The organism is Paenibacillus sp. J22P15, from assembly GCF_056269345.1.
Genome location: NZ_JBWDNT010000001.1, coordinates 776,450 through 798,056, shown reverse-complemented (window position 1 = coordinate 798,056; position 21,607 = coordinate 776,450). Strand labels below are relative to the sequence as shown.

The following is a 21,607-nucleotide window of genomic DNA, read 5'->3' as shown; positions in this document are numbered from 1 at the left end:
TAAAGCCTATTGTAATATAAAAACTAGAGGAAGCTGAATATCGCATTCGCTGAAGCAGACGAATAATGCGAAATTTGTCGTTGCGTATCCACATACTCCCAGCTAAAATGATGTAGGAAAGTACCGACACTGAGGGTCGGTTCATGGACGGGAAGCGAGGAGTATGTGCGGTGAGCATGGACATATTTGGCATTTTTAGCATTATTGGTACGGTTGCCTTCGCTGTGAGCGGAGCGATTGTGGCAATGGAGGAAGAGTACGATATACTGGGTGTATTCGTTCTTGGCCTCGTAACCGCGTTTGGCGGCGGTGTTGTACGCAATCTTTTAATTGGAATGCCAGTCACATCACTCTGGAGTCAAGGGAATCTGCTGAAAATAGCCATGATTGCCATGACGATTGCATTTCTGCTCCCTGTCAACTGGATTCAACGCTGGAGGCGGAGTGAGGCTTTTTTTGACGCGATCGGTTTATCTGCTTTTGCAATCCAAGGTGCTCTGTATGCCACACAAATGAAGCATCCGCTTAGTGCGGTGCTGGTGGCGGCTATGTTGACTGGCATTGGCGGAGGAATTATTCGTGATGTGCTGGCTGGCCGTAAACCGCTAGTGTTAAAAGAAGAAATTTATGCCGTATGGGCTATGCTTGCCGGGCTCGTCATTGGTCTTGGGTGGTTGAAATCAACATTAGAGCTCTTGATATTGTTTGTTATCATCATAAGCTTGCGAATGTTGTCGGTTTATTTCAAGTGGAAGCTGCCTAGGCGCTCGCTACATATTAATACTGTTAATGAACAGCAGAAAAGAGGAATGTGATGAAAGCACGTATTTTGTTTGTTTGTCTAGGAAACATTTGCAGATCTCCTATGGCAGAGGCGGTTATGCGCCATCAGGTGGAGCAAGCGAATTTGTCGGATAAAATTACAGTAGATTCCGCAGGAACCGGTGACTGGCATTTGGGTCATCCTCCGCATGAGGGAACTAGGGAGCAATTGGATCAGCGTCACATTTCCCATGAGGGCATGAAAGCTCGTTTAGTTACGCCTCAAGATTTCCAAACCTTTGATTACATCGTGTGTATGGATACGAATAATTTACGTGATGTACGCAAGGTGTTTAATGAAGCAGAAGGAACAAGTGGAGAGGGAGTATCCCAAAAGTTATTTACTTTCATGGAGCTTCTTCCTGACAAAGGAATTGCTGATGTGCCAGATCCTTATTATGAAAACAACTTCCCGTTTGTTTTTGAACTCGTGGAAAATGGATGCAAGGAACTACTAAAGCGGGTCCAAGCCGATTTGCAATTATCTTAAACGAACGAAAAACAAAAGAAGCTGAACAAACGTTCCGTAAGGAGACGATTGGCAGCTTCTTCTTTATTTGTTTATTCTACCTCAATAAAATAGGAGAGTGCTTGATCAAGCTCTTTTTGCCAAAAGCCCCATTGATGTTTGCCATCCTTCTCTTCATAGAAGACAGTAGCTTGATTAAGCTCCAATAACGCTTTCGCATTGCGATTCAAGGCGACGAAATCATATACACCACGGTCAGTTTCGTACGCATCCTCTTGGAGACCAACAATCATATAGATGTTAAGCCAGCTAAGGTCGCCTGCTGAAGAAATAATATTTTGAGAGACGCCATAAAAAGCACCAGATAAGGACATGATCCGTGTAAAGAGATCAGGGTAGGACAGCGCCAAATGGAGGGAGACTGACCCGCCAAGGGAGTCACCTGCTAATAAACGGTGCTCTGGAACCTGTCTAACGGCATATCGCTCTTCTACAAAAGGAATAAGCTCCTCTGCAAAAAAACGAATATAAGCTGCGTGTCGATTACCGTCAGGTGCATATTCCTCCGTGCGCTGTTTTTTGTCGACGTCTACACCTACAATAATGAAGGGCTCAAGACCCTCATCCAAAATCAAACGCGTCGCAGTCGTTGCGATCCGGCCGAAATTAAAAAAATCTTCGCCATCCTGGCAATAAACGACAGGGTAGCTAAGCACCTCATTATAACCTGGCGGCAAAAAGATACGTAAATTACGGTTTTGCTCAGGCAAATAACGGCTGGGTACAGTTTCTTTTACTATTGTTCGCTTCAAATATCGCTCGTCTGTCATTACTTTCTCCCCTATCGGATTGGTTTATTGAATGGAAAGCATCTGTTGTGGGTAAACAATAGAAAGACAATCAAAGGAATCACATCTATTTCTGTCTTGTTGTATTATGCTGTTATACTAAATAAAAAAGTCTGTAGCATATACAATTTCTTAAGAGAATGATGAGAATCATCGAAAAAACAACGGTTTTTGTGTTTTTTGCTTTGACCATTTTCACTAAACAGGTTTATAATAATTCTATAACAGAGGTAAATGATTTTCAAATATTTCGATTGAGGTGAGCGTTCAAAATGAGCAAATTGCCATATGAAGTTCAAACGGAACCGGTAACTCCGCTTTCTGTCTTGTCACTCGACGGAGAAGTTGTTAATCCGGATTTAGTGCCGGCTTTGTCTGATGATCAATTAAAAGAAGTTATGTACCGCATGGTATTTACTCGTACATGGGATGAGCGTGCTGTTAATCTAGGACGCCAAGGAAGATTGGGTTTCTACGCTCCAGTATCCGGCCAAGAAGCATCGATGGTCGGCAGCGAATACGCACTAAACAAAGATGATTTCATTTGCCCAGGCTACCGCGATATGCCGCAGCTTGTTTGGCACGGTTTGCCGCTATATCAAGCATTCCTATATTCACGCGGTCACCAACAAGGTGGTCAAATTCCTGAGGATGTTCATGTCCTTATGCCGCAAATCATAATCGGTGCACAAGTATTGCACGCAACAGGTGTTGCGATGGCATTCAAGAAAAAGAATGAAAAGCGTGTAGCTATCACATATACAGGCGACGGCGGTTCGTCAGAAGGCGACTTCTACGAAGGTATGAACTTTGCAGGCGCTTATAAGCTTCCAGTTATTTATGTCGTTCAAAACAACGGCTATGCAATTACAACTCCTTACTCCAAGCAAACAGGCGCTTTGTCTGTAGCACACAAAGCTGTTGCTGCTGGTATTAAAGGTGTTCAAGTGGATGGAATGGACGTGCTTGCTGTTATTAAAGCCGTTCAAGAAGCAGCAGAGCGCGGTCGCAATGGCGAAGGCGCAACGTTGATCGAGCTTCTAACTTACCGTTTCCGTCCGCACTCCTTGGCGGATGACACGACTAAATATCGTACCAAAGAAGAAGAAGCAGAATGGGCGCTGAAAGATCCGCTAGTTCGCTTCGGTAAGTATTTGGAGAAAAAAGGTTTGTGGACAGAAGAGGATACAAACCGTGTGAAAGAAGAAGCGAAAGCTACTGTAACTGAGCACATCAAAAAAGCCGAAGCAGTTGAGAAAATGACTGTATCTGGTTTGATCGATAGCATGTTCGAAACAACACCGCAGCACTTGGAAGAACAAAAGGACGATTTTCAATAGTAGAGGAGGAACAGACGATCATGGCTCAAATGAATATGTTGGAAGCAATTCGCGATGCGATGCGTGTAGAACTTAAGCGTGATTCAAACGTTGTCATCTTCGGTGAGGACGTAGGTAAGGTCGGCGGTGTATTCCGTGTGACAGAAGGTCTGCAAGACGAGTTTGGTGAAGAACGCGTATTTGATACGCCGCTGGCTGAGTCAGCTCTTGCAGGTATGGCAGTAGGCATGGGCTTGCAAGGCTTCCGTCCAATCGCAGAAATTCAATTCGTAGGTTTTATTTATGAAGCACTTGACCAAATGTTTGTCCAAGCTGCTCGTATGCGTTACCGCTCCGGCGGCCGCTATAACTCGCCAATCGTATTCCGTACGCCATTTGGCGGCGGCGTTAAAGCGGCTGAGCTGCACACGGATTCTCTTGAAGGTCTTGCGATTCAAACACCAGGTATCAAAGTTGTCATACCTTCTAATCCATACGATGCAAAAGGCTTGATGATTTCTGCTATCCGTGACAATGATCCAGTATTCTTCATGGAGCATTTGAACTTATACCGCGCATTCAAGGCTGAAGTGCCTGAAGGCGAGTATACAGTTGAAATCGGCAAAGCGAACGTCGTTCGCGAAGGTACAGACGTAACGATCCTTTCTTATGGACTTATGGTTCACACTGCTGTCAAAGCAGCAGAAGAGCTAGAAAAAACAGGCGTGAGTGTAGAGGTTATCGATCTTCGTACACTGCTTCCGCTTGATATCGATACAATCGTAGCTTCGATCCAAAAAACAAACCGTGCTATCGTCGTTCAAGAAGCTCAAAAAACTTCTGGCGCAGCAGCGGAAATAATCGCTCAAATCAATGAAAAAGCAATTCTGCACTTGGAAGCTCCAGTACTTCGTGTAGCTGGACCGGATACCGTATATCCGTTTGCTCTAGTTGAAGATGCGTGGCTACCTACAGTAGCTCGTATTAATGCAGCGGTTAACAAAGTAATGAACTTTTAAAGGAGGCTACAATCGGTGGCTAAATTCGAATATCGTTTCCCGGAGCTCGGCGAAGGCTTGCACGAAGGTGAAATCATTAAAGTGCATATCAAAGTCGGAGACACGGTTACAGATGATGACATTATTATGGAAGTACAAAATGATAAAGCGATCGTGGAAGTGCCTTGCCCAGTAAATGGTAAAGTGCTAGAAGTGTTCGTGAAAGACGGACAAGTTTGCCACATAGGCGAAGTTGTTGCAATCATCGACGCGGAAGGCGAATTGCCTGAACAAGCAGCACCAGCTGCTGAAGCTCCTAAAGCAGAAGCACCTGCAGCAGCTGCGCCAGCAGTTGAAGCACCAAAGGCTGAAGCGGCTGCAGCACCAGCTGCAACAAGCGCTCCTAAAGCAACAGGCGGTCTTGTACTAGCAACACCAAGCATTCGCAAGTTTGCACGCGAGCAGGGTGTAGATCTTACGCAAGTGGGCGGAACTGGTAAGAACGGCCGTATCACTCGTGATGATGTATCTGGTTTTAACGGCGCTCCAGCAGCTGTTGCAACTGAAGCTGCTGCTCCAGCAGTTGAACAAGCAAGCAATGCGGAAGCAGCTGCGAAACCAGCGGTTACAACTTCTGGTTCACCATATCGTCCGGAAGAGCGCGTTCCTTTCAAAGGTATTCGCAAAATCATTGCAAACGCAATGTCGAAATCGGTGTATACAGCGCCGCACGTTACAATTATGGATGAAGTTGACGTTACTGAACTCGTTGCACTTCGTGCTAAATATAAGCCTTATGCTGAGAAAAAAGGCTCCAAGCTTACGTACTTGCCGTTCATCGTGAAAGCACTTGTGGCAGCCTGCCGTGAGTTCCCGATCTTGAACGCAACGCTTGATGAGGCTAACCAAGAAATCGTTCTACGCAAATACTACAATATCGGTATTGCAACAGATACGGATAACGGCCTTATCGTGCCGGTTATTGAAGATGCAGATCGTAAAAACCTGTTCAAAATTGCGGATAACATCCGTGATCTAGCTGCACGCGGCCGCGATGGCAAGCTTGCTGCTAACGAACTAAAAGGCAGCACGATCTCGATTTCTAACATTGGTTCAGCTGGCGGTATGTTCTTCACTCCAGTAATCAACTTCCCAGAAGTTGCAATACTTGGAACAGGTAGAATTACAGAGAAAGCGATTGTTCGCAATGGTGAGATCGTAGCTGCTCCTGTAATGGCTCTATCTCTAAGCTTCGATCACCGTCTAATCGATGGTGCTACAGCACAAAACTTTATGAATCACATCAAAACACTTTTGGGTCAACCAGAACTGTTTATTATGGAGGTATAAGACATGGTTGTTGGTGATGCTTCCCTTGATATTGACACTCTAATTATTGGTGCGGGCCCAGGTGGTTATGTAGCAGCGATTCGTGCGGCTCAACTTGGTCAAAACGTACTTATCGTGGATAAAGAACATGTAGGCGGCGTATGCTTGAATGTGGGCTGTATTCCATCGAAAGCACTTATTTCCGCTTCACATCAATATGAATCAATCAGTCATGCTTCCGCATTCGGTATCGAAGTTGGCGAAGCGAAGGTTGACTTTACTAAAGTACAAGAGTTCAAAAACGGCATCGTGAAAAAATTGACAGGCGGCGTTGCTTCTCTTCTGAAAGCAAACAAAGTCCAATATTTCCAAGGCGAAGTTATGTTTATTAACGATCAAGAAGCGCGTGTATTTAACGATCAAGAAGCGCCTCGTTACCGTTTCAAAAACTGTATTATCGCTACGGGCTCACGTCCAATTGAACTTAAAGCATTCCCGTTCACTGGTCGTATCGTATCGTCGACTGGCGCATTGTCCTTACCTGAAATTCCGAAGAGCCTTGTCGTTATCGGCGGCGGTTATATCGGTATCGAGCTTGGTCAAATGTACTCCAAATTCGGCACGAAAGTAACAGTAATTGAAGGCTCCGACGCTATTTTGCCGGGCTTTGACAAAGATATGTCTAACATTGTTGCTAAGAAACTGAAAAGCACGAACGTTGATATCATTACTGGCGCACAAGCAAAAGGTGCGGAGCAAACAGATAAAGACGTTACTGTAACTTATACAGTAGGCGACAAAGAAGAGAAAGTAACGGCTGATTACTTGCTCGTAACGGTTGGACGTCGTCCAAATACCGATGGCGAGCTAGGTCTTGATCTTATCAACGTGAAACTTTCCGATCGTGGTCTGGTTGAGGTTAATGAGCAATGCCGTACGAACATTCCACACATTTATGCAATTGGCGATATTATTGCTGGTCCTGCGCTTGCGCACAAAGCAATGTACGAAGGTCGTATTGCTGCTGAAGCTATTTCGGGTCAATCCAGTGTAATTGACTACAAATGTGTACCAGCCGTTTGCTTCTCTGATCCTGAATGCGCAAGCGTTGGTTTCAGTGAGAAGGAAGCAAAAGACAAAGGCCACAACGTGAAGGTTGGCAAATTCCCGTTCGCAATCAATGGACGTGCAATGTCGCTTAACGCAAACGAAGGCTTTGTTAAACTTGTATCCGATGCAGATTCCGGTCTTGTACTCGGCGCGCAAATTATCGGTCTTGAGGCTTCCAATATGATTGCTGAGCTTGCTCTAGCAATCGAAATGGGTGCAACTCTTGAGGATATCGCACTTACGATTCATGCGCATCCTACACTCGGTGAAATCGTGCTTGATGCAGCTGAAGTTGCACTTGGTCACCCGATTCATACATTTATCAAATAAATCGCAATAATGTTATCGTTTTGCGGAACAAGAGGTCACGCGGCTACCCAGCCGACGGGGCCTCTTTGTGCATCAAGAGTTGTAATCGAACGAATAGGGGGCATACACGAACATGGAACATGCGACCAAGTTTGCCAAAGAATCGAGAACCATTATGACACAGCTCATTTTTCCATCGGATACGAACCATTACGATACGATGTTTGGCGGCAAGCTGATGGAATATATGGATAAAGTGGCTGCCATATCAGCTATGAGGCACGCGCGCATGCAGGTCGCAACCGCTTCAACGGATAGTCTTGATTTTTTGGCACCGATTCGAGTAGGAGAAGTTATTGAGGTTGAAGCTTTTGTCAGCTGGACAAATGTGAGTTCTATGGAAATATTCGTCTCTGTGCAGTCCGAAAATTTGATCAGCGGTGTTCGCAAAACGACAGTTACTGCTTTTTTCACTTTTGTTGCTTTAGATGATAATGGCAAGCCTGCCATTGTACCGGTTGTCGTGCCAGAAACCGAAGAAGAAATGAAGCTTCACGCTTCTGCACCTGAACGGTATGCACTAAGAAAGAAACGAAAGCAGGACAGAAAACGCGGATGATGCTATAATGAATTGTTATTTTTCAGATTTTTTTTCAAGATTGGAGGCAATATCCGAATGAGCAATAGCGAACAAACTTACTTGCAGTTGTTAAAATATGTTTTGGAGCATGGAGCCAAAAAAGAGGACCGTACTGGTACCGGGACGATCTCTACCTTTGGTTATCAGATGCGTTTTGATCTCAGCGAAGGATTTCCGTTGCTTACAACAAAACGTGTGCCTTTCCGATTAATTGCTAGCGAGTTGATCTGGTTTATTCAAGGGGATTCGAACATTCGCTACCTTCTTCAGCATAATAATAATATTTGGAATGAATGGGCATTCAAAAGATGGGTCGAAAGTGCATCATATACCGGTCCCGACATGACTAATTTTGGACTTCGGTCACAATCGGATGTTGAATTCGCTAAAGCGTATGATGAGCAGATGGAGCTCTTTAAGCAGCGTATATTAGCGGATGACCTGTTTGCTGCTGAATTCGGGGAGCTCGGTAACGTATACGGAAAGCAGTGGCGGGATTGGAAGACGACCCAAGGGGGTACGATCGATCAGCTTAAGGACGTTGTAGAAACGATCAAAAAAAATCCAGATTCAAGAAGGTTGATCGTCTCCGCTTGGAATCCTGAGGATGTGCCTAGCATGGCGCTGCCTCCATGTCATACGATGTTTCAATTTTATGTAACAAACGGTAAGCTTTCTTGCCAGCTATATCAGCGCAGTGCTGATATATTCCTCGGCATTCCGTTTAACATCGCGAGTTATGCGTTATTAACTCATATGATTGCTCATGAGTGTGGACTTGAAGTCGGCGATTTCATTCATACGCTTGGTGATGCTCATATTTATACAAATCATTTGGAGCAAATCGATATTCAACTTAACAGAGAACTCAAACCATTGCCTCAATTAAAGCTAAATGCTGATAAAAAATCGATCTTCGACTTTGCTGTTGAGGATTTGACAATTGAGGGGTACAATCCACATCCAACTATAAAAGCGCCTGTAGCTGTATAATTGACCATGCTAATCGATAGAGAGGTGCAAATCAAAAATGAATATTACGCTAATCGCTGCGATGGACCGCAACCGCACGATAGGGATTGGAAATAAACTGCCTTGGCGTTTACCTGCAGAAATGGCTTTTTTCAAAAAAATGACGATTGGAAAAACGGTTCTGATGGGTCGAAAGACTTTTGAATCTCTTCCTAAACCGCTGGTCGATCGTCGAAATGTCGTATTGACGCGTCAATACGATTATCACCCTGAGGGCTGTGACATCGTTCATACGATCGAAGAAGCGCTTAATCTAGATTCAGGCGATGAATTAGTCGTTATTGGCGGGGCAGATATCTATTCGCAGTTTCTTCCGCATGCAAACAAAATTTTGCTGACGAAAGTGGAAGTTGATATTGAAGGCGGGGACGCTTTCTTTCCTATTTTTTCCGATTCAGAGTGGCAGCTTGTAGAGAGTGAAAGCAGAGAAAGTGATGAAAAAAATAAGTATGCTTTCACGTTTCAAACGTATATTCGTCAAGATTAATAGCTTTTTAAGCTAAAAACGGACGTTTGACGAACGATCTGTCATAAAGTGCAAATGATTGTACGCATAATCCATTACCTTCATAAGTGCTTGAATGCTAGGATATTGTAAAATAGTAATCGAGTGCATTAGACAAATTATTCGTTTTTGAGAAAGTTTGTTATTGAATATTTGAAGAATTCCCGATATAGTTTGAAGAGAATCTTAACTGTGGTTAACGGGAAATTTGGATGGAGGAAATGCGATCATGTCTACACCTACTGGATTTATGGAATTTCAACGCGAATTGCCGGCCGATCGCGATCCGCTAGAGCGTATCAAAGACTGGCAAGAGTTTCATAAGCATTTTTCGGATGAGCAGTTAAAGACACAAGGATCTCGTTGTATGGACTGTGGCACGCCGTATTGTCATACTGGAATTGAATTAGCTGGTTCCGTTTCAGGTTGTCCAGTAAATAATCTAATCCCAGAGTGGAATAATCTTATTTATCGTGGTTTATGGCGCGAAGCGCTTGAACGTCTGCATAAAACAAATAACTTCCCTGAATTCACAGGCCGTGTATGTCCAGCACCGTGTGAAGGATCTTGTACAGTTGGCCTGATCGGCGATGCTGTCACAATTAAAACGATTGAACAAGCGATCATCGATCGCGGGTTTGACGAGGGCTGGGTTGTTCCACAACCGCCAAAAGTTCGTACTGGCAAACGTATTGCTGTAGTAGGCTCTGGTCCTGCAGGTATGGCAACAGCTGCTCAGCTTAACAAAGCAGGACATACCGTAACGGTATATGAGCGTGCAGATCGCATCGGCGGCTTGCTCACATATGGTATTCCTACTATGAAGCTTGAGAAACATGTTGTTCAGCGCCGTGTTGATTTAATGGCAGCAGAGGGCGTTGAGTTTGTAACAAATACAGAAATCGGCAAAGATATTTCAGCGAATGAGCTTGTAAACAACTTTGATGCTGTTGTGCTTTGCGGAGGCTCAACAAGAGCGCGTGATGTTGAGATGGAAGGCCGCGATTTAAACGGCGTTCACATGGCGATGGATTACTTGAATGGCACAATCAAAAGCTATTTGGATTCGAATCTTGAGGACGGCAACTTTATTTCCGCGAAAGACAAGGACGTTATCGTTATCGGAGGCGGTGATACAGGATCGGATTGCGTAGCAACGGCACTTCGTCACGGATGCAAATCGGTTACGCAATTTGGCACACATGCTAAGGCACCGCTTGAGCGTGACAACGTGAAAAACCCATGGCCGCAATTCCCGAATGTTTATACGCTTGATTATGCACATGAGGAAGCGAAAGCACTATTCGGTGAAGATCCTCGCGCGTTTTCTGTACTGACAAAGAAGTTTGTTGGCGACGCAAATGGAAACCTCAAAGAGCTTCATACCGTACAAATTGAACGTACAGTTGACGAGACTGGACGTAAAATATATAGTGAAATTCCAGGAACAGAAAAAGTATGGCCTGCAGATCTAGTATTCATCGCAGTAGGCTTTGAAGGTCCTGAAACAACGATCATTGAGCAGCTTGGGCTTGCACAAGACCGTCGTACTAACGTAAAAGCAACATATGGAAAGTACGCGACAAGTGTGGATAAAGTATTTGCTGCTGGCGATATGCGCCGCGGTCAAAGTCTTGTCGTTTGGGCGATAAACGAAGGTCGCGAGGCTGCGCGTGAAGTCGACAAGTATTTGATGGGAACATCGATGCTCCCGTAATAGAAGTACAAGAAGAGGTAAGAATAGATTAATAGTCTGAATGAGAAGCGCCTTAGGGCGCTTTTCTTGCTGTGGATTGACCGATGACATCATATATGAGGAGACACCTTGTGATTAAATATGAAGTAGAACGTATTACGGAGCTAAATTTCCAATCCTTTAGGCCAGTTATTGAGCGTAGGAACGAGCAATGGGTGGACATCGTTTTACGTGCAGAGCTTGCACCTGAAACGGAAATGCCGGATGATATGATCGATTTTACGATACTTGTCATTTGTACTATAGATGGAAGGATCGCGCAGATGGTGCCGCAGGATGAAGGCTGCGATTGTGAATATCAATTTACGGAAAACGAAAAGCAACAAATCACGGCATTTATTATGCAAACGCATATTCAAGATGAAATTCAAAAACTAAGCTTACTGTCCTAAGGAAAGTTGTGGTAAAATCGGTTTGAGATGACGCGAAGGGGCGATTCGTCATGCCAGCCGATGAAGCATATGTATTGTCACCAACAGACGTTCGAAACATTCGAAGCTATGTTCAGCACAAATACGCTGCCATGCCGCAAGAAAAACGGGCAGAAATCGTAGCGGATGCGGTCAAACGCATTATACATAAGCAATTGCCGAATTTCGAGAGCAGCATCAAAAGCTCCGTCACCGAAACTTTGATTAAAACAGCCGTGTTGGAGCATCAGAGACCTGTTAGAGCTGAGGATATTTTTCAGGTATGCTTAACCCTCGATCGAACGGAGACGAATATTTATGATCCGTTCCATGAATGGGTGGAAGAGCAGCTGTTTGTAAGCTGTAAGAAGCCGCTCATGCAGCATGTAATGGACAAGCTCATAACAACCAGTGAACGGTCGGACTTTGACCCGAATGAGGCTGAGGATGGCCTTTTGACGCAGCTGAGAGGATTACTGCATGCTGAAGGCGTCGAACAGCGGCAAATGACTCAGTCTGCGGGTGCAGCTGAAGTCATCGCACTTCCACTAAGCACGTCAGCTTATGCTTTATCGCACAAACGGAGATCCAGAACCTATATTTATAGTGCTTTAAGTGTATTATTAATTGCAGCTACCTTATTGTATGGCTGGTCTTTAAGCAAACCTTCAATGTATAAGCCTCAGCCGCCTGTCGTTCTGAAGCCTGTTAATCCGCTCGTTGTTCCTATAGATGGACTCCCTACTGAGCTGCGCTATCAGGAAATTGATCAAAAACGTTTAATATCATTTTTACAGACGAAATCATCTATTCTTGCGGAGCAGCCTTATTTTGATGCGATTGTCAAAGCAGCTCATACGTTTGATATTCATCCTGTCGTCTTGTTTGCCATCACAGGCCAAGAACAGGGATTTGTCCCGAAATCAAACAAGCAGCATAAGAAAATTGCTAATAATCCGTTTAACGTTTTTCATAGCTGGCAGGATTTTAATACAAATATTAAACAATCTTCAGAAATCGCAGCAAGAACAGTGTATAATCTAAGCAAAGACAGACCAGTAGACGTAGATCCTTTCACATGGATTAATCGGAAATATGCAGAGGACCCGAAGTGGTCGGAAGGCGTTCGATCTATTTTTGCGAAAATCATTACTTATCTGGAGACACCGCCAGCTCATTAATAACATAGAGTTTTGAATCACCAGTAAACCCAATTGGGATGCTTTTCCCGTTGGGTTTTGTTTTTTTTGATTTCTTTTTTAACGAGAAATCTGTAAAATGTTTTAGTGACTGTTCAGTGCGAAGCGATCTATTACTCTCTGCGGAGAGTGATAGGCGTTAGACTTTCGAAATGTTTATTGAAGGAGCGATTATCTTTTGAAGACACTAATCATTGCGGAAAAACCTGATATGGGACGAAATATAGCAGCCGCAATCGATCCTAAAGCAAAAAATCACCGTTCCTACATAGAAGGCGAGCAATATATTATTACTTGGGCTATTGGACACTTGATTGGTCTTGCTGAGCCTGATGCGTATGACGATCGTTATAAAAAGTGGAACATTAATGATCTTCCGATTATTCCGACACAATTCAAGCTTGTACCAAATAAAAAAACGATTGATCAGCTTAAAGTAATCGGTGATTTGGCAAAGCGCAGCAATCTACTTGTGAACTCATGCGATGCAGGGCGGGAAGGACAATACATCTTCTCGCTCATTCAGCGGCATTTGAAGCTAAGTCAACCTGTTAAGCGATTATGGATATCAGACCTTACACCTGAGACAATTCGCAAAGGCTTTGCGGAGTTGAAGGAGGGTGTCGAGTATGAGAATTTGACTCGTGCAGCAACGGCAAGAAGTGAAGCGGATTGGCTTATCGGTATGAACGGGTCTCGTGCATTTACAACAAAGCATAATGTGCTGTTATCCGTAGGCAGAGTACAGACGCCCGTGCTTGCACTGATCTATGACCGTCAGAAGCAAATTGAGGCGTTCTCTTCTTTGAAGTTTTTTGAATTAGAAGGACATTTCGCTCAAAATGAGATGACGTACCGCGGTATGTGGCAGGGCGAGCGAATGACGGATCAAGCAAAAGTAGAAGCCATCGCTGCTAAGGTAAAGGGTAAGCCCGGGCGTATTGCATCTTACGAGGTTAAAGATACGAAGGAGTATCCTTTTAAACTTTACGATTTGACTTTATTACAGCGGGAAGCCAACGGCAAGTATTCTTTCTCTGCGAAAAAAACGCTGGATACTGCGCAGGCGTTATACGAAAAACACAAGGTTATTTCTTACCCAAGAACAAACTCCAACTATGTTACGGAGCAGAACATTCCGGAGATGCACAAAACGTTGAATGCACTGCAAGGAACCGTTTATGATGATCTCGTAAAAGGGGCCAATCGCAGCCTTGTACACAAAGGGAATAAATTTATTTGCAATCCTACAAAGGTAGAGGATCACCATGCTATTTTGCCAACGAATCGCAAAGCAAATGGGCTTAGTCCTGATGAGCAAAAGCTTTATGATTTAATTGTGAGACGGTTTTTGTCCCAGTTTTATCCACCTGCTGAATACAAAGTGCATACCGTTTTGACCGAGGTGGAGAACGAAATGTTCAAAACGACGGTTAAAGAGCTGTTAAGCTTAGGCTGGAAGGTCATCTACGCTGATCAGAAGAAAGAGAAAGCGAAGACGACAGCCAAAAGCAAGGATAAGGAAGATGCTGAGGACGAAGAAATTGAAGTGAATGAGCCTTTCTCAATTTCTGCAGATGAAGGAATTACGTGTTCAGATGCCATTGTGAAAGAAAAGGACACTCAGCCGCCCAAGCATTACACCGAGGGAACGCTGCTTAAAGCAATGGAAAGTGCGGGCAAGCAAATTGAGGACGAAGATGTTCGCGATGCGATGAAGGATTCCGGCTTAGGTACGCCTGCTACTCGTGCAGCCACAATCGAGCGGCTTAAAAATGTTGGTTATGTAGAAATGCTAGGTAAGAAGATCCAAGTTACCCAAAAAGGGCGGACTGCTATTGAGCTGATACGCGGTGCAGGGATTGACTTGCTGACCTCTCCTGAGATGACGGGTTTGTGGGAGAGACGTTTGAACGAAATTTCAAGAGGAACGGCATCTGACGGACAGTTCATGGAAAATGTGAAGAAATTCGCGACGATGATAGTGGACAAGGTTCGTGTGCAGTCCCGTGCGGCAAAAACTTCGTTTGAGAGTGAAGCACAGGCATCTGGGAAAGGCTCTTCTGGAAAGGCTGGGGCTGCGACTCGCAGCCGCAGCACGGCAACAAAATCTACAACAGCAGCGAAAAAAAGCACAGCTGCAAAGACTTCAGCTTCCAGCGGTCCATCTGTAATTACAACTTGTCCGCGGGCAGGCTGCGGCGGCTCGATCTTTATGGGACGCAAGGGTTATGGCTGCTCTCATTACAAGGAAGGCTGCAAATTCGTCATTTGGAAGGAAAGCTTCGGAAGGATTTTGACGGATTCGCAGGTTAAAGCTTTAGTCGAGAAGGGTAAGACGACTAAGCTTAAGCTCGAACTAGCAGATGGTACGCCTGGAGAAGGAAGAATCGTACTTCGAAATATAGATACTGGTGAATTAGCAATCGAGTAGTAAAATGAATAGCCCCGAATTCGTCTTTGGCAAAAGGAGACGAATTCGGGGCTATTTGATCTATAGGTTGAAATTAACGATTTACGTAGCCGTGAATGGCATCTGGAACATCCTTCAGGTGGTCCAGCGTTAAGAAAGCGCCCTTAGGCTCCACTTCAATTTTAATGACATTAAATTCCCATTCTGTCACTGCACGCATATGAATAGCGTGAATACCTGCGGTTAATGCAGGTACAACATCCGTTCGAATGGAGTTGCCGACCATCCATGTGCTGTTGCGATCAAAAGTACCATTAGCTAAAATCGTTTCTAAAGCATCGCTATTCTTTAGCCTGCGGATATATATCCGTGACTCGAAATAACGCTCCAAATTTAATTTCTCAATTTTACGGCGTTGGATTGGAAGCTCACCGCCCGTGTAGAGATGGAGCTCATGTCCGGATTCTGCCAATGCGAACAATGTTTGCTCCATGTTGGGATAAGGCTCAGTATCATGCTCATAGACGCTTAAACCAAGCTTCCATAGAAAGCTTTCCTCGTTAGTGGAACGCTTACGGCCGGTTAAGTGGGAGAAGTGAATGTAAGTGTCGACAAATGATTGTGGGAAATGCTCACTTTTAAAACCGAATACGGCTACACCGGCAATATCGATTTCCATTTGCTTATCACGAATGGCCTGGACCGAAACGAGGGAAGAGCTGCCGAACCAAGTAGTCATCGCATCAATGAATTGATCAATGACCAAATAGAAATATTTATTACAGTGAATTAATGTATCATCAAGATCAAACATAATTTGTTGCTTCATATATACGATCTCCTTTGCGAAACTTGAAACTGTATGATCAATCTACCGCAAGAGGAGGGCCTGAGTCAATGTAAGGGGATGCTGTGCAATTTCTTTTACATAGTTATCCAACAAATACGGCATAATGATAGTGGAGGTGATTGGAATGGCTTTTAACAAAAACGGTAAGAGCGATCGGCAAAATAATTCAAGTGTGTACGGTCAGTCAGGCAAGTTGAAAACCGATAAATTCGCGAAGCGTCCGTCGAGCTTAAACGGCATTAACAAACAGCTCCCTTAATTATTAGATAACGATGTGATACGTAAAAGGAGAGCGTGAATCACTTCTGCTCTCCTTTATCGGAATTCTATGCATATTTAAGCTGCGAGGCTCTTAATTGATTCTTAATGAATGCAATACGTCTACGAACGTAGAAGTCCTTGCTTGCGCCCTTCAAATCCTTGGGAGTGATCACCTCCTCTGCTACATTATCGATAATAATAAGCCGTCCATCGGCATAAAACTTAAAAGTTAAGTCACGTCCAGGGCGTTCATTCTCTACATAACGGAAATTTTCGCAGATGTTATTCATGGTGATCAGGCCTCCTCCAATAGGTTGAATTCGATGATCATTAGAACGTTTGTTCTTGTTTTTATTATACCAAACATTTGTTCGTATGGAAACTGTTTTTTTTATAAAGTAAACTAGATTCATAGAAGCAGTTGATGCAAACAGAAGGAGAGCGGAAAATGATCAGAATTAAGAACCTATCGAGACGTATTCCCGGCGGGCCTAAGGTGCTCGATGATATTAACTTGGAGGCTTATCCTGGCGATTTTATTGCAATTAAAGGAGATAGCGGAAGCGGGAAGTCCACTCTGCTTCGCTGCCTTGCCTTGCAAGAACAGTGGAGTGAAGGCTCATACCATTTCGATGGCAATGATATTTTCAAAGAGGGATTCAAAGGCAAGCTTAAAGTGAAGAGAGAGGTTGCTTATATAGAAGAAAAGCCGTTTTTATTCCCTGATAAGACGGGATTGAAAAATGTTATTATCGGCTCGATCTCACAGACACCAGCTTGGCGCAGATGGACAGGCATGCTAAGGAATGACGATTATATGGGTGCGATGGATATGATTGAAAAGCGCGGACTAATCGATAAAGCGCATCAGAAGGCAGGAACGCTTAGCGGAGGTGAACGCCAGCGTATGGCTATCGCCAGAGCACTTGTTCATGGCGCTAAGGTTATCGCAGCCGATGAACCTGTATCCGGTCTTGATCCACATACGGCAGATCAAGTGCTGTCTGATTTGAAAGCGCTATGCAAGGAGCAGGGTGTTATCGTTATAGCTGTAATGCATCAAGGCGACTGGGCTGAGAGATACGCTGATCAGATTCTCGGTCTCAATAATGGTAAACTCGTACTAAACGTACGCGGCAGAAAACTGACAGCACGCGAGAAGGCACTCCTGTGAGAGACTTCGTACTGCGCGTTATCGAAGAAGAGGAATTAGAAGCAGCCATAAAGCTCGAACAAAGTTGTTATTCGCCAGAGGCGGCTGCCACGATGTCGGGATTTCAATTTCGCCATAAGCATTATCGATCATTCTTCTTGTCTATGTGGCAAGGAGAACGATTAATCGGAATTACAAATGGTATCCGTACTTCTCAGACCGCATGCGGTGACGAGATGAAGGGAAACCAAGCGGATGAAATGAATGGACATAACTTCTGCATCCTAACCATAGCAGTAGATGCGGATTACCGCAAACAGGGGATTGGAGCGTTATTGCTCCGGAAATTAATTGAGCAATGTGCGGTAAGCCGTATCGAAACGATTATTTTGATGTGCGAGGAGCATCTTATACCGTTCTATGAATCCGAGCAATTCAAACTTAGGGGTGTATCTGCCTCGACCCATGGCGGAATCGTTTGGTATGAGATGAGTCGTATAATGCATACAATGGAGCATCTTACCGAATAGGAAGGTGTCTTTCATATGTCATTTCAACCGCCAGTTGTTATACAAACTGCTAAAGCTGATTTTCCAAAAGCTGAGCTCTCATTGCCTTATGTTAGCGGTGGTAGAAGCGAAGCCGTTGATAAGAAGATTAACCATACGATTCATCAAACCGTGCAGCGAATGGTCCATCAGCAAGGCTCGCTGGAGGACCCTAGGGCTCAGATGATTGGCTACTATGAACAGAAGAATAATCAAAAGGATTACCTTAGTCTATCCCTGTTCAATTATGCTTTTACAGGCGGAGCTCACGGTTTGACGCTGCAGGAATCGTTGACTTTTAAGCAATCAACAGGACAAACCTATACGCTGGCTCAGCTTTTCAAACCTGGAGCAGATTATATAGGGCGTATAAACAGGATCGTCAGCGCACAAATTGCGGCGAGAAAGATTGATACGCTGGAGCCTTTCAAAACAATTAGACCAGATCAGGACTACTATGTGGCGGATCGCTCGCTCGTCATATACTTTCAATTATACGAGTTGGCAGCCTACGTATTTGGATTTCTATATTTTCCGATATCCGTATATGAGCTTCAAGATATCATTAATGAAGATGGACCTCTTGGACCGATGCTCGTTAACGACTAAATCCATTTTAAGCTATTTAGGTATAGCTCAATTACTTCGCATCGATTTGGATGCGAGGTTTTTTTGTGCTGAGCTTAATTTATTTCCCATCCTGCCTGCCTTGTCAAAACGGTTCATCAAGTTAAGCAGGAGGGAGATGGACTATTCTAGCCATATTCTAGATGAATTTATGTGCGTTAAATTTTCTTTAAATAGATGGCAAATTATTTTTGGGAAATGAAACGTAATCATTTTAGGAAATAGTCGGACTATTGAAAAAACATTTCCCGGGGAAGCGCAATAAGTAACAGGATAGAGAGGTTTTCGACAGCTCATGGAACTTGGCGCTGTCAAAAATGTCGAAAGAGGCTTAATTCTTTGCCAACATCTCCCTCTCAAGATTATAATAGTGAGATAAGTTAACCATTTAGGAGGAACACAGAAATGATTCATCCAATAGGGACTGCCAGTCTCTTATCGCTTAATGTCGGCAAGCCGGTAATGATAGCTCACGGCAGCAAAGAGGTATTAACCGGTATCTATAAGGAGTCTTCGTCAATTTCCCATAAGATTTCAACAACGGGGCTGCAAGGTGATGGACAAGGCGATAGGGTTCATCATGGCGGTCCTGATAAAGCGGTATGCGTCTATTTTGATGAGCGATACCCTTATTGGCGAGAGCAATACGAGGCAGTTTTTGAGCATGGAGCTTTCGGTGAGAACTTCACACTGTCCAATTGGACGGAAGAAGATTTATGCATCGGTGATATTATTAAAGCAGGTGAGGTCGTCCTCCAAGTGAGTCAGCCTAGACAACCGTGTTATAAGCTGGGATTAAGGCATAAGCTACCAGAGTTTCCTGCACATGTTCAGCGAGAAGGCTACACGGGTTGTTATTTCCGAGTGCTTAACGAAGGCATTATACAAGCAGGTATGTTGTTTGAGATTACGGATAAACATCCCGCTAGGAAATCGATTCTGGAAGCTAACCGCATCATGTATCGAGATAAGGAAGATCTACAGGGAATTCGTGAGCTGCTTGAGGTGAAGGAGCTGTCTGCGAGCTGGAAGGAACAGCTTGCAGCTCGACTGAACCGATTGGAGCACAATATTTAAGGAGGTTAACTAGCTTGCAAGACACCTTAGATTTTACATCCTATTTAAATGACTATGAGTTTCCGGAGCCTTGTCTAATCGAGCTCCAAGAGAGCGGGATGAATAATACGACCCGTATGATTTCGTCGGGAAATAAGCGATTCGTCTTGCGTATATATAATAATCATAAGGACATCGAGCTAGTAAAGCTGGAGCATGAGGTGTTGAGTGCTTTGAACAAGCTGGAATTAACTTTTCAGATTCCAATCCCCGTTTGTAATAAGAGGGGAGAGACATACAATATTGCTCCAGATGGTACATTGTCTTCATTATTTCACTATATTGCCGGTGATCGGCCTACAATTTCAAATCCTGCTCATGTTTATGGGCTTGGTGTTACAGCAGCAAAGCTATCAAATGCATTAAGCAATATTAAACCTAAGAATGAACCATTGCACAGTCCATATTATATGCTGGAGAATACGTATGCATCTATGGATGAGACCGCTTTTTTGGCAATGGCTGAACGCTCTGAAGGGCTCGCAGCAAGAATAGACAGCTTCAAGTTACTGCATAATGAGAGACTTAAGCTCATAGAAGCAAGTGAGCAGTTCAAACATATTCCGCAGCAGTGGATTCATGGTGATTTGGTATTTAATAATACGGTGTCACATGGGGATGCAATTATCGGCGTGCTGGATTTTGAATTTGCGACACTTGATGTTAGAGCGATGGAGCTAGCAGTAATCATAGTTGATCTAATTAACCCAATCGACCAAAATTTACACGCGAATGTGAAACAATTATTGAAAGGATATCAGGACACAATTCCCTTAACCTATCAGGAGTTACAGGTATTACCGACATTAATGAAATTGAGACTGCTTGATGTAGTATTGCATTTTGCCATACGTTTAAGAGATAATTTGGATAATGAGGAAATACTTTGCGGCATTATCGATCAGTCAGCGTCACGGTGCTGCTGGATTAATGAACATTGGGAGGGGGATTTTTTATGAGTTTAGCAAAAGCACTAGGTTACGACGAGAACGAGAAACTGCTGATTATTAATGCAGATGATTACGGTGTATGCCATTCCGTAAATATCGGCATTCAACAGCTGTTGCTTGAACAGACTGTTAGCTCGGCGACTATAATGATGCCTTGCGGCTGGGCGCGGGAAGCAGCGCTTTGGAGTGCGCGGCATCCGCAAATCGATGTAGGTATTCATTTCACATTTACAAGCGAATGGGATAATTACCGCTGGGGACCTGTCAATCGCAAGGGCAGCACAAGCTCACTTGTCACTAATGAAAACTATTTCCCAAAGGATTGCAAAACTTTCGAGCAGCAGGCTGATCCAGAGCAAGTCAAAGAAGAACTTATCGCACAAATTGAAATGGCCTTAGCTATGGGGATGAAACCTTCGCATGCTGACAATCACATGGGCAGTTTGTATGGACTTGCAACCGGCAGAAACTTTTTGCCTATTGTTCTAGATGTATGCGCTTCCTATGGTTTGCCTTTCCGTTTGCCCCGTAATTTGCGGCAAAATCTGGGCCAAGTGGCAGCGCCTGAACTGGAAGATCAAGCGAAACAGCTTGCTATGCTTGCTGATTCGAAAGGTGTTGTTGTCCTTGATTATTTGATTGGTTTGCCGTTCCATTTAGAGGATGGTGAAACGTTCGATTCATTCAAGGCAAATATGCAGCAGGTGCTTGAAGGCTTGAAACCAGGTGTTTCTGAAATCATTATTCATCCTTCTCTCGTAACAGATGAGCTGAATGCCTTTCATATGCAGCCTTTAAAGCGCGGAATGGAGCTGGAGCTGTTCCGCGATGCAGCAATTAAACAAACGATGAAAAATGAAGGAATCCGTATGATCCGTTGGAGTGAGCTGCAAAAACTGCAGCGTGAGCGAACAGGCTTTACAACTTAACGAAGGAGCTGACC

The 21,607-nt window shown here is 44.0% G+C and carries 23 protein-coding genes; 20 read left to right on the top strand and 3 right to left on the bottom strand.

Annotation, left to right across the window (positions count from 1 at the left end; translation table 11 throughout):
• The first annotated feature begins 176 nt into the window (after nt 1-176).
• On the top strand, nt 177-815 hold the full coding sequence (locus tag AC0YN6_RS03735) for a trimeric intracellular cation channel family protein (RefSeq protein ID WP_475745524.1): 639 nt from the start codon (nt 177-179) through the stop codon (nt 813-815).
• Nucleotides 815-1,312, top strand: a complete 498-nt coding sequence (locus AC0YN6_RS03730) for a low molecular weight protein-tyrosine-phosphatase (RefSeq protein WP_475745227.1) — start codon at nt 815-817, stop codon at nt 1,310-1,312. The genes AC0YN6_RS03735 and AC0YN6_RS03730 overlap by 1 nt, the downstream gene beginning before the upstream one ends.
• 71 nt (nt 1,313-1,383) lie before the next feature.
• On the opposite strand, the gene AC0YN6_RS03725 is transcribed toward AC0YN6_RS03730, so the two are convergent.
• Nucleotides 1,384-2,121, bottom strand: coding sequence for an alpha/beta hydrolase (locus AC0YN6_RS03725; protein WP_475745225.1), 738 nt, complete (start codon nt 2,119-2,121; stop codon nt 1,384-1,386).
• A 290-nt stretch (nt 2,122-2,411) separates the two neighbouring features.
• Here AC0YN6_RS03725 and pdhA point away from each other — a divergent pair, with 290 nt between their 5' ends.
• The 11 genes from pdhA (at nt 2,412) to AC0YN6_RS03670 (ending at nt 15,180) form a co-directional block, all read left to right on the top strand.
• Nucleotides 2,412-3,479, top strand: coding sequence for a pyruvate dehydrogenase (acetyl-transferring) E1 component subunit alpha (pdhA, locus tag AC0YN6_RS03720; protein WP_475745223.1), 1,068 nt, complete (start codon nt 2,412-2,414; stop codon nt 3,477-3,479).
• Between the two features lie 20 nt (nt 3,480-3,499).
• Entirely contained in the window at nt 3,500-4,477 is a 978-nt protein-coding gene (locus AC0YN6_RS03715) for an alpha-ketoacid dehydrogenase subunit beta (RefSeq protein WP_475745222.1), read from the top strand.
• A 15-nt stretch (nt 4,478-4,492) separates the two neighbouring features.
• On the top strand, nt 4,493-5,806 hold the full coding sequence (locus AC0YN6_RS03710; RefSeq protein WP_475745221.1) for a dihydrolipoamide acetyltransferase family protein: 1,314 nt from the start codon (nt 4,493-4,495) through the stop codon (nt 5,804-5,806).
• A 3-nt stretch (nt 5,807-5,809) separates the two neighbouring features.
• Nucleotides 5,810-7,225, top strand: coding sequence for a dihydrolipoyl dehydrogenase (gene lpdA, locus AC0YN6_RS03705; RefSeq protein WP_475745219.1), 1,416 nt, complete (start codon nt 5,810-5,812; stop codon nt 7,223-7,225).
• 112 nt (nt 7,226-7,337) lie between these two features.
• Nucleotides 7,338-7,823, top strand: coding sequence for an acyl-CoA thioesterase (locus AC0YN6_RS03700; RefSeq protein WP_475745218.1), 486 nt, complete (start codon nt 7,338-7,340; stop codon nt 7,821-7,823).
• A gap of 57 nt (nt 7,824-7,880) precedes the next feature.
• The gene (locus tag AC0YN6_RS03695; RefSeq protein ID WP_475745217.1) at nt 7,881-8,837 is read left to right on the top strand and encodes a thymidylate synthase; all 957 of its coding nucleotides are present in this window, start codon (nt 7,881-7,883) and stop codon (nt 8,835-8,837) included.
• Between the two features lie 37 nt (nt 8,838-8,874).
• On the top strand, nt 8,875-9,363 hold the full coding sequence (locus AC0YN6_RS03690) for a dihydrofolate reductase (protein WP_475745215.1): 489 nt from the start codon (nt 8,875-8,877) through the stop codon (nt 9,361-9,363).
• 247 nt (nt 9,364-9,610) lie between these two features.
• A complete protein-coding gene (locus AC0YN6_RS03685) occupies nt 9,611-11,098 on the top strand; it encodes a glutamate synthase subunit beta (RefSeq protein WP_475745214.1) in 1,488 nt (495 codons plus the stop codon).
• Nucleotides 11,099-11,208: 110 nt separating this feature from the next.
• Entirely contained in the window at nt 11,209-11,529 is a 321-nt protein-coding gene (locus AC0YN6_RS03680) for a hypothetical protein (protein WP_475745212.1), read from the top strand.
• Between the two features lie 50 nt (nt 11,530-11,579).
• Complete coding sequence (locus AC0YN6_RS03675) at nt 11,580-12,728, top strand: hypothetical protein (protein WP_475745210.1); 1,149 nt, start codon at nt 11,580-11,582, stop codon at nt 12,726-12,728.
• 196 nt (nt 12,729-12,924) lie between these two features.
• Nucleotides 12,925-15,180 carry a type IA DNA topoisomerase gene (locus tag AC0YN6_RS03670; protein WP_475745208.1) on the top strand — a complete coding sequence of 752 codons (2,256 nt, stop codon included), beginning with the start codon at nt 12,925-12,927 and terminating at the stop codon, nt 15,178-15,180.
• A gap of 73 nt (nt 15,181-15,253) precedes the next feature.
• On the opposite strand, the gene AC0YN6_RS03665 is transcribed toward AC0YN6_RS03670, so the two are convergent.
• On the bottom strand, nt 15,254-15,988 hold the full coding sequence (locus tag AC0YN6_RS03665; protein ID WP_475745206.1) for an HAD family hydrolase: 735 nt from the start codon (nt 15,986-15,988) through the stop codon (nt 15,254-15,256).
• Between the two features lie 145 nt (nt 15,989-16,133).
• Between AC0YN6_RS03665 and AC0YN6_RS03660 the strand changes: the two genes are divergently transcribed.
• Nucleotides 16,134-16,268: a hypothetical protein gene (locus AC0YN6_RS03660; protein ID WP_475745204.1), complete on the top strand. Its 135-nt coding sequence runs from the start codon at nt 16,134-16,136 to the stop codon at nt 16,266-16,268.
• Between the two features lie 67 nt (nt 16,269-16,335).
• Here the strand turns inward: AC0YN6_RS03660 and AC0YN6_RS03655 are convergent, their stop codons facing one another.
• Nucleotides 16,336-16,560 carry a hypothetical protein gene (locus AC0YN6_RS03655; RefSeq protein WP_441942588.1) on the bottom strand — a complete coding sequence of 75 codons (225 nt, stop codon included), beginning with the start codon at nt 16,558-16,560 and terminating at the stop codon, nt 16,336-16,338.
• A 158-nt stretch (nt 16,561-16,718) separates the two neighbouring features.
• On the opposite strand from AC0YN6_RS03655, the gene AC0YN6_RS03650 reads away from it, so the two are divergent.
• The 6 genes from AC0YN6_RS03650 to AC0YN6_RS03625 all read left to right on the top strand — a co-directional run bounded on the left by AC0YN6_RS03650 (nt 16,719) and on the right by AC0YN6_RS03625 (nt 21,593).
• Nucleotides 16,719-17,444: a phosphonate ABC transporter ATP-binding protein gene (locus AC0YN6_RS03650; protein ID WP_475745202.1), complete on the top strand. Its 726-nt coding sequence runs from the start codon at nt 16,719-16,721 to the stop codon at nt 17,442-17,444.
• On the top strand, nt 17,441-17,953 hold the full coding sequence (locus AC0YN6_RS03645; protein ID WP_475745201.1) for a GNAT family N-acetyltransferase: 513 nt from the start codon (nt 17,441-17,443) through the stop codon (nt 17,951-17,953). Before AC0YN6_RS03650 ends, AC0YN6_RS03645 begins: the two co-directional genes overlap by 4 nt.
• A gap of 15 nt (nt 17,954-17,968) precedes the next feature.
• Nucleotides 17,969-18,580: a DUF3298 and DUF4163 domain-containing protein gene (locus tag AC0YN6_RS03640; RefSeq protein ID WP_475745200.1), complete on the top strand. Its 612-nt coding sequence runs from the start codon at nt 17,969-17,971 to the stop codon at nt 18,578-18,580.
• A gap of 423 nt (nt 18,581-19,003) precedes the next feature.
• Nucleotides 19,004-19,675 carry an MOSC domain-containing protein gene (locus tag AC0YN6_RS03635; RefSeq protein ID WP_475745198.1) on the top strand — a complete coding sequence of 224 codons (672 nt, stop codon included), beginning with the start codon at nt 19,004-19,006 and terminating at the stop codon, nt 19,673-19,675.
• Between the two features lie 14 nt (nt 19,676-19,689).
• Nucleotides 19,690-20,673 (top strand): phosphotransferase, encoded by a 984-nt coding sequence (locus tag AC0YN6_RS03630; RefSeq protein WP_475745196.1) that lies wholly within the window; start codon nt 19,690-19,692, stop codon nt 20,671-20,673.
• Nucleotides 20,670-21,593 carry a polysaccharide deacetylase family protein gene (locus tag AC0YN6_RS03625; protein WP_475745194.1) on the top strand — a complete coding sequence of 308 codons (924 nt, stop codon included), beginning with the start codon at nt 20,670-20,672 and terminating at the stop codon, nt 21,591-21,593. Before AC0YN6_RS03630 ends, AC0YN6_RS03625 begins: the two co-directional genes overlap by 4 nt.
• The last annotated feature ends 14 nt before the right edge of the window (nt 21,594-21,607 follow it).

Coding starts and splice junctions, on each gene's coding strand:
- AC0YN6_RS03625 (WP_475745194.1), top strand. CDS start 20,670: ATGAGTTTAGCAAAAGCACTAGGTTACGACGAGAACGAGAAACTGCTG.
- AC0YN6_RS03700 (WP_475745218.1), top strand. CDS start 7,338: ATGGAACATGCGACCAAGTTTGCCAAAGAATCGAGAACCATTATGACA.
- AC0YN6_RS03725 (WP_475745225.1), bottom strand. CDS start 2,121: ATGACAGACGAGCGATATTTGAAGCGAACAATAGTAAAAGAAACTGTA.
- AC0YN6_RS03675 (WP_475745210.1), top strand. CDS start 11,580: ATGCCAGCCGATGAAGCATATGTATTGTCACCAACAGACGTTCGAAAC.
- AC0YN6_RS03690 (WP_475745215.1), top strand. CDS start 8,875: ATGAATATTACGCTAATCGCTGCGATGGACCGCAACCGCACGATAGGG.
- AC0YN6_RS03655 (WP_441942588.1), bottom strand. CDS start 16,560: ATGAATAACATCTGCGAAAATTTCCGTTATGTAGAGAATGAACGCCCT.
- AC0YN6_RS03735 (WP_475745524.1), top strand. CDS start 177: ATGGACATATTTGGCATTTTTAGCATTATTGGTACGGTTGCCTTCGCT.
- AC0YN6_RS03695 (WP_475745217.1), top strand. CDS start 7,881: ATGAGCAATAGCGAACAAACTTACTTGCAGTTGTTAAAATATGTTTTG.
- AC0YN6_RS03650 (WP_475745202.1), top strand. CDS start 16,719: ATGATCAGAATTAAGAACCTATCGAGACGTATTCCCGGCGGGCCTAAG.
- AC0YN6_RS03660 (WP_475745204.1), top strand. CDS start 16,134: ATGGCTTTTAACAAAAACGGTAAGAGCGATCGGCAAAATAATTCAAGT.
- lpdA (WP_475745219.1), top strand. CDS start 5,810: ATGGTTGTTGGTGATGCTTCCCTTGATATTGACACTCTAATTATTGGT.
- AC0YN6_RS03685 (WP_475745214.1), top strand. CDS start 9,611: ATGTCTACACCTACTGGATTTATGGAATTTCAACGCGAATTGCCGGCC.
- AC0YN6_RS03665 (WP_475745206.1), bottom strand. CDS start 15,988: ATGAAGCAACAAATTATGTTTGATCTTGATGATACATTAATTCACTGT.
- AC0YN6_RS03640 (WP_475745200.1), top strand. CDS start 17,969: ATGTCATTTCAACCGCCAGTTGTTATACAAACTGCTAAAGCTGATTTT.
- AC0YN6_RS03715 (WP_475745222.1), top strand. CDS start 3,500: ATGGCTCAAATGAATATGTTGGAAGCAATTCGCGATGCGATGCGTGTA.
- AC0YN6_RS03730 (WP_475745227.1), top strand. CDS start 815: ATGAAAGCACGTATTTTGTTTGTTTGTCTAGGAAACATTTGCAGATCT.
- AC0YN6_RS03635 (WP_475745198.1), top strand. CDS start 19,004: ATGATTCATCCAATAGGGACTGCCAGTCTCTTATCGCTTAATGTCGGC.
- pdhA (WP_475745223.1), top strand. CDS start 2,412: ATGAGCAAATTGCCATATGAAGTTCAAACGGAACCGGTAACTCCGCTT.